Genomic DNA, 12278 nt, shown 5'->3' with positions numbered 1-12278 from the left:
AGGCCGTCTGAAAAGGTGTGTGAAATAGGGTTGAAAAACGATTAAACTAAACGGCGCACACCAAAATGCGGTGCGCCATGCCGCCGCCCAAGGCCAAGCGCGTGCCGCTGCGGCTTACCAAAAGGCCGCTGCCGCTGCGCTGGCACACGCTGATTTCCGCGCCGGGGTTGAGGCCCATTTCGGCGATGCGCTTGGCAAAATCGGGTGTGCCTTTGATCGACACCACCCGCACCGGCGTGTGCTCAGCGGCCATGCTGAGGGGAAAGGTTGGCGGAAGATTCATGCTTTTTTCCTTGATGATGATTTGCGTGTGGTTTTCAGACGGCCTTGTTAAATATAAAGGCAACAAGAATCATTACTGATTCAATAGCTGAAAATTGCTGTTTTGGAAATTCTACGCCGCTTTGACAGCCAAAAATTGATATTGCTCAAAAAATAATGAATAGGAATTGAAATCGTTAATTTTTGAGCAATGGTGTTGTGCAGGAAAGAGAGGTTTTTGCAGCAGCCTGCGAAGAATCAAGCCGATTTGAAATTGGCTTGATATTGCGGCTTTCAATCCAAGCAACAACAATTTATAGTGGATTAGCAGAAAACTGAAACAAAGACAATAAATCTCAAATCGTGTGTAGGGAATGTAGCGCAACCACGCATGCAGTTTAAGGTTTAAATGGCTTCTGTTTGCGTGGTGTGTCACACGTCCTGCGCCGGCGTGTATCAGTTTTCATTCGTTATATATCTCATGATAAAAGGCCGACTGAACCTGAAACGTTCAGTCGGCCTTTTGCTGATGTTGTGGCGTAAACTTAATCAGCCCAATGCCTTGCGTGCGCCGGCAAATAAGCGGTACCAGCCGCTCAATTCGCCCCAGCCTTCGGGCGCCCAGCTCATTTGTGCGCTGCGGTACACACGCTCGGGGTGCGGCATCATGATGGTCACGCGTCCGTCGGCGCTGCTCACGCCGGCAATGCCTTGCGGCGAGCCGTTGGGATTGAGCGGGTAGGCTTCGGCGATTTGGTTTTGCCCGTCGACATATTGCAGGGCGATATTGAGGCCGCCTGAAACCTGTCCGCCCACATGCGCGAAATCGGCACGGCCTTCGCCGTGGCTCACCACCACCGGCAGGCTGGAGCCGGCCATGTCGGCCAAAATCAGCGAGGCGGATTGGGGCACGTTCACCATGCTCAAGCGCGCTTCGAATTGCTCGCTTTGATTGCGTTTGAATTTCGGCCAGCCTTGCGTGCCGGGAATGATTTCGGCCAGATTGCTCACCATTTGGCAGCCGTTGCACACGCCCAGCGTGAGGGTGTCTCGGCGGTTGAAAAAGGCGGCAAATTGGTCGCGCAATTGCGGGTGGAACAACACCGATTTGGCCCAGCCTTCGCCCGCGCCGAGCACATCGCCGTAGCTGAAGCCGCCGCAAGCGGCCAGCATTTGGAAATCGGCCAGTTGCACGCGCCCGGCCATCAAATCGCTCATGTGCACATCGTAAGCATCGAAGCCGGCGCGAGTGAAGGCGGCGGCCATTTCGATTTGGCCGTTTACACCTTGCTCGCGCAAAACGGCGATTTTCGGCTGCGCGCCACGGTTGATAAACGGCGCGGCGATGTCTTCATTTACATCGAAGGTTAAATCGGCAAAAAGGGCGCTGCGTTTGTCGTCGGCCAAAAGCGCGTATTCGCTGTCGGCGCATTCGGGGTTGTCGCGCAGGCGCTGCATCTGCCAGCTGGTTTCTGCCCAGGCTTTTTGCAGGTCGAGGCGGTCTTCGTTGAGCAGCACGGTGTTGCGGTTTTGAATCAGCAGGCGCTCGCTGTGGTTGATGGCGCCGATTTGATGCAGCGCAGCGGCCAGGCCGGCTTCTTCAAAGGCCGTCTGAACGGCTTCGATGTGTTCGCCCGCCACTTGTATCACTGCGCCCAATTCTTCGTTAAACAAAGTGCGCGCGGCGGCGTCTTGCAGCTTGTTGCTGCCGCTTTGTTCGCGGGTTTGTTCGATCATGGCCGCCAAATCCAGATTCATGCCCAAATGCGATGCAAAGCTCATTTCGGCCAGCGTGGCCAAAAGGCCGCCGTCGCCGCGGTCGTGATAGGCCAAAAGTCTGCCCCCGGCCACCAAGCTTTGCATTACTTGGTAAAAAGCGGCCAAATGATGGCTGTTGTTTAGATCAGGTGCGCTGCCGCTGATGTTTTTCCACACCTGGCTCAAGGCACTGCCGCCCATACGGCTGCGGCCGAAGCCCAAATCGATGGCGAAAATGGCGCTGTCGGTCGTGTTTTTCAGTTCGGGCGTGAGGGTGCGGCGCACATCCTGCACCGGCGCAAAGGCCGAAATAATCAGCGATAAGGGCGACACCACTGATTTTTGCGCGCCCTCATCCTGCCACACGGTTTTCATGGAAAGCGAATCTTTGCCCACCGGAATGCTCAACCCCAGCGCTTGGCAGGTGTGCGACACGGCTTCCACCGTGCGATAGAGTTTTTCGTCTTCGCCGGCATTGCCGCAGGCGGCCATCCAGTTGGCGGAAAGCTTGATGTTGCCCATTTTGCCGATGTTTACGCCGGCAATATTGGTGATGGCCTCGCCAATGGCCATGCGGCCGGAAGCAGGCGCGTCAAACAGCGCCACGGTGGGCCTTTCGCCCATGCTCATGGCTTCGCCTTGGTGGGTGTTGAAGCCCATCATGGTGACGGCGGCATCGGCCACCGGCGTTTGATATTTGCCCACCATTTGGTCGCGGTGGGTGAGGCCGCCCACGCTGCGGTCGCCAATGGTGATGAGGAAGTTTTTTGAAGCCACGGTGGGCAGGCGCAACACGCGGTAGGCCGATTCGCGCAAATCGTATTGGCCGGCGTCAAACACGCTTTCAGACGGCATTTGTTTGCTGTCGCTGCGGGTGGTTTTCGGCGGCTTGCCCAAGAGCACATTGAGCGGCAGATCCACCGGGTTGTTGTTGTATAAATCGTCGCGCACCTGCAAATGGCCGTCGTCGGTGGCGGTACCCACCACGGCAAAAGGGCAGCGCTCGCGCGCGCAAATGCGGCGGAAGGTTTCCAAATCTTTTTCGAGAATGGCCAACACATAGCGCTCTTGCGCTTCGTTGCACCAAATCTGCATCGGGCTCAACCCGTGCTCTTCCAGCGGCACATCGCGCAATTTAAACACCGCGCCGCGCCCGGCATCGTTCACCAATTCGGGAAAGGCGTTGGAGAGGCCGCCCGCGCCCACGTCGTGAATCGACACAATCGGGTTGGCCGCGCCCAGCTGCCAGCAGCGGTCGATTACTTCTTGCGCACGGCGCTCGATTTCAGGGTTGCCGCGCTGCACCGAGTTGAAATCCAAATCGGATTGGTTGGTGCCGGTGTCCATGCTCGAAGCCGCGCCGCCGCCCAAGCCGATGAGCATGCCGGGGCCGCCGAGTTGGATGAGCAGCGCGCCTTCGGGGATTTCGTCTTTATGCGTTTGCTGCGCCTGAATGCTGCCCAGGCCGCCGGCAAGCATGATGGGCTTATGATAGCCGCGCATCTGGCCTTGATATTGCTCTTCAAAGGTGCGGAAATAGCCCAAAAGGTTGGGGCGGCCGAACTCGTTGTTGAACGCGGCGCCGCCAATCGGCCCCTCGAGCATGATGTCGAGCGCGCTGCTGATGTGGCCGGGTTTGCCGTAGGCGGCTTCTGTGGCTGAATATTGCTCCCACGGCTGCTCTGCGCCGGGAATGTTGAGGTTGGACACGCTAAAGCCGGTGAGGCCGGCTTTGGGGCGCGAGCCTTTGCCGGTGGCGCCTTCATCGCGGATTTCACCGCCCGCGCCGGTGGCCGCGCCGGCAAAGGGCGCGATGGCGGTGGGGTGGTTGTGGGTTTCCACTTTCATGATGATGTGGGTGTCTTCTTCGTGAAAGCGGTAGGCTTGGTTTTCAGCGGCGTTGGGATAAAAGCGTTCGATTTTTGCGCCTTCAATCACGGAAGAATTGTCTTTATAAGCCACCACTGTGCCCTCGGGGTGGGCTTTATGGGTGTCGCGTATCATGCCGAACAATGATTTCGGCTGCACTTGGCCGTCGAGAATAAAATCGGCATTGAAAATTTTGTGGCGGCAATGCTCGGAGTTGGCTTGCGCAAACATCATCAGCTCGACATCGCTGGGGTTGCGCGCCAGAATTTGATAGTTTTCCACCAGATAATCGATTTCATCGGCCGATAGCGCCAAGCCCAATTCGCGGTTGGCCTGCATCAAAGCCTCTTTGCCGGCGCCCAACACGTCTACCGTGTTGAAGGTTTGTGCCTGCGGATGGGCAAACAGCGCCGAGGCCGCTTGAAAATCGGTCAGCACGCTTTCGGTCATGCGGTCGTGCAAGAGCGCCGCCCATTGCTGTTTTTGCGCTTCGGTGAGCGCGCCTTCAATCCACACCGCCATACCGCGCTCGATGCGTTCGATGTTATCCAAGCCGCAATTTCGGGCGATGTCGGTGGCTTTCGAGGCCCACGGCGAAATGGTGCCGATGCGCGGGGCAATCAAAAATAAATGCAGGCCTGCTGATGCTTGCGGTGTTTGCTCAACACTTTCGGCGGCCAGCAAGGCCTGCAATTTTTCAATACTTTCAGCATCCGGCGCATCGGCGCTGCCTGCAAAATACCAATATTCGCTCTTCAGCCCGGCGGGAGGCAGGCCGGCGGCAGCGGCTTTTTGCAATAATTTTTCAACACGGAAATCAGACAAGGCAGTAGCGCCGCGCAAGGGCAAAACAACAGACATAAATTCGGCTCACAGTGCGGTTGGAAAGAAGTGCGATTGTACGCCGAATCCGCCTTTTCTGCTTGGGTATTTTATGCAGAAAGTGTGCTTCAGACGGCCGTTGTGCCTTGCCGCAACAAGGCTGAAAAGCCCGTATGCAAGCCGATTGTGTAAAGCGGATGTTTATGTTAATTTCACCTCATCAGCAACCGATAAGCCCAACACACAAGGAGGCCGTATGAAAAAAATAGAAGCCATCATCAAACCTTTCAAGCTCGATGATGTGCGTGAAGCCTTAACCGAAATCGGCATCACCGGCATGACGGTGAGCGAGGTGAAAGGTTTCGGCCGCCAAAAAGGGCACACCGAAATTTACCGCGGTGCAGAATATGCGGTGGATTTTCTGCCCAAAGTCAAACTCGAGCTGGTGCTCGCCGATGCCGATGTGGAACGTGCGGTGGAAGTGATTGTGGAAGCGGCGCGCTCGGGCAAAATCGGCGACGGCAAAATTTTTGTGTCGCCCATTGAAGAAGCCGTGCGCATCCGCACCGGCGAGCGCTCCGATGCGGCTGTGTGAAAATCGTGATCAACAGGCCGTCTGAAAGATAACCGTAGATAACCGGCTTTTCAGACGGCCTGTTGCAGATAAAAAAAAGGGTGTGACCACGGTCACACCCTAAACACACACACATCAAGAGGAAAGAGATACAGCAGGTAAATCAGTTTTTCGGGGCTTGGTCGGCTTGTTTTTTCACCCAGAAAAATAAAAAAGTGGCAATCACAATCACAAAAGCAATGGTGATAAAAGATAAAATGCCCACAGGCGAGGCGAATAATTCTTTAAGCAGCTCCATAATCGTTCCCTTTAATATTTTGTTATTGCTGTTGTTGATGCGCTTTTTGCAGCGTTGGTGCGATTATAGATAAAAACTGTGTTCCGGCTTTGATACAAGTCAAGGTTGGCACGGTTGGCGGGGAAAAGCTTGAAAATGAAGCAGATAGAGGCAGGTTAAGGCGGTTTAAGCAAAATCGGCTCAGATAAATATCTGAGCCGATTTTGATTTTACTGAGGGATGATTCAGACGGCCGCTTCTGTAAAAGCATCGGAGAAAAAAGCATTTTTGGGCAGGCCGCGTTCTTGCTCGAGCACTTGCTGCGCGCCCATGATCATTTTGCTCGAGCCGCAGGCATACACTTCAAAGGCCGATAAATCGGCATAATCGGTCAACACATGCTGCTGGATGTAGCCGCGCGCACCCGCCCAGCTTTCAGACGGCCTCGATAACACCGGCGTGAAACGTGCATCGGGCAGCTCGGCAATCAAATCGGCGGCTTCTTGCAATTGATACAGATCCGCTTCATGGCGCGCGCCCCAATAAAGGTGCACAGGTCGGCGGCTGCCGATGGCAATCATGTGGCGCAACAGGCTTTTTATCGGCGCAAAGCCGGTGCCGGTGGCGAGCATGATCACCGGCTTCTCGCTCTCTTGCAGGGTGAATGTGCCCAAAGGGCCGCGAATGCGCAAAATGGCTTTTTCTTTCACGCTGGCCGCTTCGCCAAACAACATATTGGAAAACAAACCGCCCTCGTGTTTGCGGATATGCAATTCCAAAATATCGGCATTGGCCGGATGATTGGCCATCGAATAGCTGCGCACATGGTTGTCGCGCAGCAGAATATCAATGTATTGGCCGGGCCAAAACACAAAAGGCGGCGCTTTGGGCAGAGCCAGCTTGAGCAGCGCCACATCATGGAGAAATTCGATGCCGGCCACGCGCGCGGGCAGCGTTTTTACCGGTGGCGCACCGGCACCGTTGTAACCCGCCACTTTCAGCGCCACATCGCTTTGCGCCGTGCTGCAACACATCAATATTTTGCCCTCGGCCATCTCTTCGCTGCTCAGCGCCAATTCGGCATGGCTGCCCTGTTGCACTTGGCCGGAGAGCACTTCGGCCTTGCATTGGCCGCAAATGCCGTTTTGGCAGGAATGGGGCAGATTGAGGTTTTGGCGTTTGGCCGCAGCCAAAATCGGCTCGCCGGTTTCAACGGTGAAAGCGGTGTGGTCGGGGGCGAGGGTAACGGTATAAGGCATAATTCGGAGCAGGCTGGCGGAAAAGAGCCGATTATAGCGAATTTTCGCGTGTTTTGCTGGCTGCGCAGTAGCCCGAACGGGTTTTCTACTTTAGAATAAGCGCTCTTTATATTTAAGATAATACAAGGGAGCAGAGCATGAAAAAAACCTTATTGGCCGCCTCGCTGGCGGTGTTGGGCTTGAGCGCCTGCGGCAGCCTCAACGACAAAACACCGTATGAAATGGCGCAAATTTCGATGGCGCGCAGCTTGAAGCAAGATCACAGCTATAATTTCCAAGGCGAAATGCGCGCTTATTTGAGCAAACCGCAAGAGGGCGTGGCGCCGGAAACCGTTTCGGTAAACCGGCAGGCACAAGCCTTGGCTGATGAAACCGCCGCTGCTGATGAAGCCATTACCGCCGCAAGCGCCGCCGCAGCGGCTGCCGATGCCGCAGCGGCAAGTGATGCTTCGCCGGCTGAAACCGAGCAGGAAGCCGCCGCCATTGCCGCCGCACAAGACGAAGCCGCTGCCATGCAGGCTTTTATTGATGCTTATGCCAGCAACATGGGCGGCAAAATGGCAGATTACCTGCAAGAATATCCGGCGCTGGCGCATTATATTGCCAATGGCCGTCTGAAAGTGGACGGTGCATTGGATTTGCGTGCAGAAAAAATGGAGCTCACGCCTGAATTGGTGCTGCAAGGGCGCAATGAATACACTTCGATTAAAGTGCCGATGCTGTTTAACGGCAAAGACATGAGTGTTACCGTCGACACGCCGGCGCTGGTGCCGGTGGTGCTGGGCTTTTTCACCGACATGCCGATGCGCGAGCGCCTGATTCACGAGCCGATACGCTTCACGCTCAGCGAAAAAGACAAAAAAGGCCTGCCGCTGCGCAATGCCATGAATGCCTTTGTGCAAGCGGCCTACAGCGCTTACTCAGCTTTGCCGCCCGAAGCCTTCCGCTTGAAAGAAATGGACGCTTTCGGCAAGCAAACCGGCAGCCGCTACCGCGTGGAATATTCGATGAACACGGCCAACAGCCGCCTTTATAATGAAGCGCTGTTGCGCGATTTCCTCGCCAAACTCGATGAGTTGGAGCGCACCACACCCGAAGCCGGCGCCACGGCTGAAGGCTATGAAGAAGTGCGTGAATTTGCCCGCCAAAGTTTAGAGGCCAATCAAATGTTTGATGCCGACAAAATGCTCGGTAGCCCGATGTTTACCAGCCTTTATCTCGACCGAAAAGGCCGTCTGCTCGGCCTGCGCCAATATATGCAGCTAAACGGCAGCAAAGCGCAGGTGTTGAACATCGATGCGGGCGTGAAGCTTTTCAACTACGGCAAGCCGGTGTTTGCATTTAAACCGCAAAATGCCAAAGTGATTGAAATTGCCGATTTGATTAAATCCGTCAAAAGCCAAGATGCATACGGCTTGTCCGCTATTGACGGCTATGCGGACACTGCGTATGACAGCGGTGATGTGGAAGACATCGAATTGCCGCAAGCGCCCAATGTGATTGAAGAGCATGTGGTGGGGCGCAAAGCTTCTTAAGCGCATGTTTTCTCGGCCACCGTTGCAAAATGCCGTCTGAAAGTTTCAGACGGCATTTTTATGTTAGGCATATGAATTACGCCGCAAAAAACGCGGCGTGCGCACCCAAAGTCAAATATGGTGAATGCAAGAAAAAGTGGCACGGAACGCCATTTTACAACGGCGTAGGTTGGGTTGATAAACCCAACGTTTCAGACGGCCTGTGGATTTGTTGGGTTGAAAACCAACCTACCCGCCGTATCACTTTTTTATGCATTTCACTATTGGCGTTTCAGACGGCCTGCAAGATTCAATTAACTTACATCCAATGCCGTGCACGATACATGCATATGATTACACCGCAAAAAAGCGCGGCGTGCGCACCAACGGCGCTGCTTTGTACTGGGCAGCCGTCTTTGCAGTTGCGACAGATATTCGGTATTACAAAGCTTTCAATCTGACAAAACAATGCCGTCTGAAAAAAGTTTCAGACAACATCGTTTTGTGTCATGCGTATGATTACGCTTTGTTTTAACAAAGCTAATCGTGTCTACGCTTGCTGCAAGGTTGTGATGATGATAAAAGGCCGTCTGAAACCTTTCAGACGGCCTTTCAAGCTTGCAAATCCGATTTGTTATTTGGCTTTGGGCGCGCCCACTTTAACCAGCTTCACATCAAACACCAGCGTGCTGTTGGGGCCGATTTTGTCGCCCATGGCGCGGTCGCCGTAGGCCAGTTTGGCCGGCACGAAGAAGGTGTATTCGCTGCCTTCTTTCATCAGCTGCAAGCCTTCGGTCCAGCCCGGAATCACTTGGTTGAGCGGGAAAGTGACCGGCTCGTTGCCGTGCTGTTTGCTGCTGTCGAACACGCTGCCGTCGATCAGGCGGCCTTCGTATTCCACGGTAACGATTTCATCGGCTTTGGGCTGCGGGCCGCTGCCCTCGGTTTTCACTTGATATTGCAGGCCGGAGGCGGTGGTTTTCACACCTTCTTTGGCGGCGTTTTCTTTCAGGAAGGCTTCGCCTTTTTCAAGATTGGTTTTGGCATCTTCCGCCATTTTGGCTTGTGCTTTTTGCTGTTGCTCGGCCAAGAATGCCATCATCACTTCTTGCGCCTGTTGCTCATTCATTTTCGGCTCTTTGCCATCCAACATGGTTTGCACGGCTTCGTTGAAGAGCTTGATGTCAATCTCGGTGCCTTGGTCTTTCATTTGCTTGAGCGAGCGGCCGATATCTACACCCATGGCGTAGCTGGCTTGTTGCGCGGGTGTGCCCAGCTCGGAGGCGGCGGCAGAAGCGGTTTGCGTGCCGGAAGCGGCATCGGCGCTTTTCACTTCTTGTTTGCAGGCGGCCAGAGCAAGGGCGGAAGCCAGCGCAACGGCACCGAGTTTGAAAGTTTTGTTCATGATGATTCCTGAATGAAAAACGTAAAAAAGCATTATAACCAAGTTTTGGTTAAGATAATGGGCGGAATGTAATATTGAGGCCGTCTGAACATAAAATAGTTTCAGGCGGCCTCAATATATAACAGGCAAAGGTCTCGAGCTTTATTGTTTCACCACATAAGCCAGCGCGTATTTGCGTCCGGCTTCGTCGCGCTCCCAATACACGCCCTGGATTTCCGGCTCGAAGCCGGGCAATTCGTTGACGCCTTCTTCGAGCGCGCGGAAATATTGCAAAGCCGCGCCGCCCCACACTTCGCCGGGCACGATGCAGAGCACGCCGGGCGGATAGGGCAGCGCGCCCTCGGCGGCGATGCGGCCTTCGATTCGGCTCAAAGGCACAAGCTCGATGCGGTTGCGGATATAGGCATCGTGGGTTTCAGACGGCATTTGCGCCAGCTTCGGCCATTTTTCGCGCTGAAACATGTCTTGCAGCAATTGGTTGAGTTTGTGTTCGCGGTAGAAGTTGTGCATTTTGCGGCACAAATCCTGAATGCGCATGTTTTGATACACGGGGTGCGCCGCCACGAGGCCGGGCAGCATTTCGCGCACCCACACATCGGCTTCGTATAGCTCTTCAAAGCGGGCGATGGTGGCCACCAAATGCTGGAATTTGGCCATGTTTTCCGCCGGTGTGAGCAAAAACAAAATCGAATTGAGGTCGGCTTTTTCGGGAATCAGCGAGCGCTCGCGCAGATAATGCGCCAGCACGGAAGCGGGAATACCGGTGGCTTCGTATTCGCCGGTGTCGCGGTTGATGCCGGGCGTGGTGAGCAAAAGCTTGCAGGGGTCGATGAAATATTGGTTTTCGGCGTAGCCGTCGAAATCGTGCCAGGCCGCATCTTTGGCAAAACGGAAATAGCGGATGTCGTCCACCATTTGCTCGGTGTCGTGTGCCTGCCACGGCGTGCCGTCAACCTTGGGCGGCACGAAAGGCTTGATGAGTTTGCAGGTTTGCAGCAGCATTTTGCGCGCTTCGATGCCGCCGATCACGCACTCGCGCCACATGCGCAGGCCGGCTTTGCCTTTGTGCATTTTGGCATTGACATCCAGCGAGGCAAACAGCGGGTAAAACGGGCTGGTAGAGGCATGCATCATAAAAGCGTTGTTGAAGCGCTTGTGGTTGCAATAGCGTGGCTGGGTGCTGATGTGGTTGTCTTTTTTATGAATTTGCGAAGTTTGCGAAAAGCCGGCTTGTTGTTTGTGCACCGATTGGGTCACCAAAATGCCGGGGTCGTTTTCATTCAAATCGAGCAAGAGCGGCGAGCAATCGCGCATCATCGGAATAAACTGCTCGTAGCCCACCCAGGCGGAATCAAACAAAATATAGTCGCACAAATGGCCGATGCGCTCGAGCACCTGGCGGGCGTTGTAAATCGTGCCGTCGTAAGTGCCCAGCTGAATCACCGCCAAGCGAAACGGGCGCGCTTCATCGGCGCGCTCGGGCGCCACTTCGCGTATGCGCGCGCGTATGGTTTGCTCGTCGAAATCGGCTGCGGGAATGCCGCCGATTAAGCCATAGGCATTGCGCGCGGTTTGCATATACACGGGAATGCCGCCGCTCATGGTGAGCGCGCCTTGATGCACCGATTTGTGGTTGTTGCGGTCAAAGAGCACCAAATCGCCGTGTGCCACCAGCGCGTTGATGCACACTTTGTTGGCGGCGGAGGTGCCGTTGAGCACGAAATAAGTTTTGTCGGCGTTATACACTTTGGCCGCATGCGCCTGTGCGGCATAGGCGGGGCCTTCGTGTATCAGCAAATCGCCCAAGCGCACATCGGCGTTGCAAGAATCGGCGCGAAATAAGGTTTCGCCGAAATAAAGGAAAAAGCGGCGGCCGGAAGGGTGCTTGCGGAAAAATTGGCCGCCTTGGTGGCCGGGGCAGTCGAAAGCGGCGTTGCCGTAATCGGTGTAGTTTTTTAAGGCCTGGAAAAAGGGCGGGTCGAGCGAATCGATATAATCGGCCGCGGCGGCATTGATGAGCTGGCCGTTGTAATATTTTTGGTCGAGCGACAATTCAATCACGCCATACACTTCGGGCAGCCATTCGGCCGGCACGCTCTGGCCGTATTCCACCGCTGCGAAAATCGGCACGGCAAAGCCGATGCGTTCCAATTCTTCCCACACCATAGTCAAATCGGCCACCGTGGCCACCACGGCACACACGTTGGTGAAATCGGTCATGTCGATGTCCATGGTTTTGTAGTTGCACTCAAATGCAAATTCGGTGCCTTTGCTGGCGGCGATTTTCATGGGCTTGTCCTTTTGTGTGCGGGTGGTTTTCAGGGCAAAAGAATAGGGCAAATAGAGCAGGGTGTCTATAGCAAATGCAGGGTGGAATGGGGCGGAAAGGGGCTATACAGAAAGGCCGTCTGAAAAGTTTCAGACGGCCTGTTTGATGCTGGCTTATGCTTAGGGTCTGTTCACATTTCATCACGCGGCAATATTTTGGCTCAAAAACGCGCCTGCTGCGTTGAAAATGCTCGCAAGGTGTTCAACCTTG

Annotated in this window: 9 protein-coding genes; 3 read left to right on the top strand and 6 right to left on the bottom strand. The window is 54.7% G+C overall.

Going from position 1 to position 12278, the window contains the following annotated elements; all coding sequences use genetic code 11:
* Nucleotides 1-46: 46 nt before the first annotated feature.
* Together EV680_RS07195 and purL are read right to left on the bottom strand one after the other, a co-directional pair.
* Nucleotides 47-283, bottom strand: a complete 237-nt coding sequence (locus EV680_RS07195; RefSeq protein ID WP_132954073.1) for a FeoA family protein — start codon at nt 281-283, stop codon at nt 47-49.
* Between the two features lie 527 nt (nt 284-810).
* Nucleotides 811-4749 carry a phosphoribosylformylglycinamidine synthase gene (gene purL, locus EV680_RS07190; RefSeq protein ID WP_132954072.1) on the bottom strand — a complete coding sequence of 1313 codons (3939 nt, stop codon included), beginning with the start codon at nt 4747-4749 and terminating at the stop codon, nt 811-813.
* A gap of 217 nt (nt 4750-4966) precedes the next feature.
* Here purL and EV680_RS07185 point away from each other — a divergent pair, with 217 nt between their 5' ends.
* A complete protein-coding gene (locus tag EV680_RS07185) occupies nt 4967-5305 on the top strand; it encodes a P-II family nitrogen regulator (RefSeq protein WP_132954071.1) in 339 nt (112 codons plus the stop codon).
* 142 nt (nt 5306-5447) lie between these two features.
* On the opposite strand, the gene EV680_RS07180 is transcribed toward EV680_RS07185, so the two are convergent.
* On the bottom strand, nt 5448-5582 hold the full coding sequence (locus tag EV680_RS07180; RefSeq protein ID WP_132954070.1) for a DUF3149 domain-containing protein: 135 nt from the start codon (nt 5580-5582) through the stop codon (nt 5448-5450).
* A 224-nt stretch (nt 5583-5806) separates the two neighbouring features.
* Nucleotides 5807-6820 (bottom strand): 2Fe-2S iron-sulfur cluster-binding protein, encoded by a 1014-nt coding sequence (locus tag EV680_RS07175; protein WP_132954069.1) that lies wholly within the window; start codon nt 6818-6820, stop codon nt 5807-5809.
* Nucleotides 6821-6957: 137 nt separating this feature from the next.
* On the opposite strand from EV680_RS07175, the gene EV680_RS07170 reads away from it, so the two are divergent.
* Entirely contained in the window at nt 6958-8355 is a 1398-nt protein-coding gene (locus tag EV680_RS07170; protein ID WP_132954068.1) for a hypothetical protein, read from the top strand.
* A 250-nt stretch (nt 8356-8605) separates the two neighbouring features.
* Nucleotides 8606-8869 (top strand): hypothetical protein, encoded by a 264-nt coding sequence (locus tag EV680_RS07165; protein ID WP_132954067.1) that lies wholly within the window; start codon nt 8606-8608, stop codon nt 8867-8869.
* Nucleotides 8870-8968: 99 nt separating this feature from the next.
* On the opposite strand, the gene bamJ is transcribed toward EV680_RS07165, so the two are convergent.
* Together bamJ and speC are read right to left on the bottom strand one after the other, a co-directional pair.
* The gene (gene bamJ, locus EV680_RS07160) at nt 8969-9739 is read right to left on the bottom strand and encodes a BamJ family beta-barrel-assembly machinery protein (RefSeq protein ID WP_132954066.1); all 771 of its coding nucleotides are present in this window, start codon (nt 9737-9739) and stop codon (nt 8969-8971) included.
* Nucleotides 9740-9880: 141 nt separating this feature from the next.
* Nucleotides 9881-12028 carry an ornithine decarboxylase gene (speC, locus tag EV680_RS07155; RefSeq protein ID WP_132954065.1) on the bottom strand — a complete coding sequence of 716 codons (2148 nt, stop codon included), beginning with the start codon at nt 12026-12028 and terminating at the stop codon, nt 9881-9883.
* Between the last annotated feature and the right edge of the window lie 250 nt (nt 12029-12278).

This window comes from Uruburuella suis (assembly GCF_004341385.1).
Classification (GTDB): Bacteria; Pseudomonadota; Gammaproteobacteria; order Burkholderiales; family Neisseriaceae; genus Neisseria; species Neisseria suis.
Note: the sequence above shows the minus strand (reverse complement) of the source record. Positions and strands in the feature narration are given on the sequence as shown.

Coding starts and splice junctions, on each gene's coding strand:
- EV680_RS07195 (WP_132954073.1), bottom strand. CDS start 283: ATGAATCTTCCGCCAACCTTTCCCCTCAGCATGGCCGCTGAGCACACG.
- purL (WP_132954072.1), bottom strand. CDS start 4,749: ATGTCTGTTGTTTTGCCCTTGCGCGGCGCTACTGCCTTGTCTGATTTC.
- EV680_RS07185 (WP_132954071.1), top strand. CDS start 4,967: ATGAAAAAAATAGAAGCCATCATCAAACCTTTCAAGCTCGATGATGTG.
- EV680_RS07180 (WP_132954070.1), bottom strand. CDS start 5,582: ATGGAGCTGCTTAAAGAATTATTCGCCTCGCCTGTGGGCATTTTATCT.
- EV680_RS07175 (WP_132954069.1), bottom strand. CDS start 6,820: ATGCCTTATACCGTTACCCTCGCCCCCGACCACACCGCTTTCACCGTT.
- EV680_RS07170 (WP_132954068.1), top strand. CDS start 6,958: ATGAAAAAAACCTTATTGGCCGCCTCGCTGGCGGTGTTGGGCTTGAGC.
- EV680_RS07165 (WP_132954067.1), top strand. CDS start 8,606: ATGCATTTCACTATTGGCGTTTCAGACGGCCTGCAAGATTCAATTAAC.
- bamJ (WP_132954066.1), bottom strand. CDS start 9,739: ATGAACAAAACTTTCAAACTCGGTGCCGTTGCGCTGGCTTCCGCCCTT.
- speC (WP_132954065.1), bottom strand. CDS start 12,028: ATGAAAATCGCCGCCAGCAAAGGCACCGAATTTGCATTTGAGTGCAAC.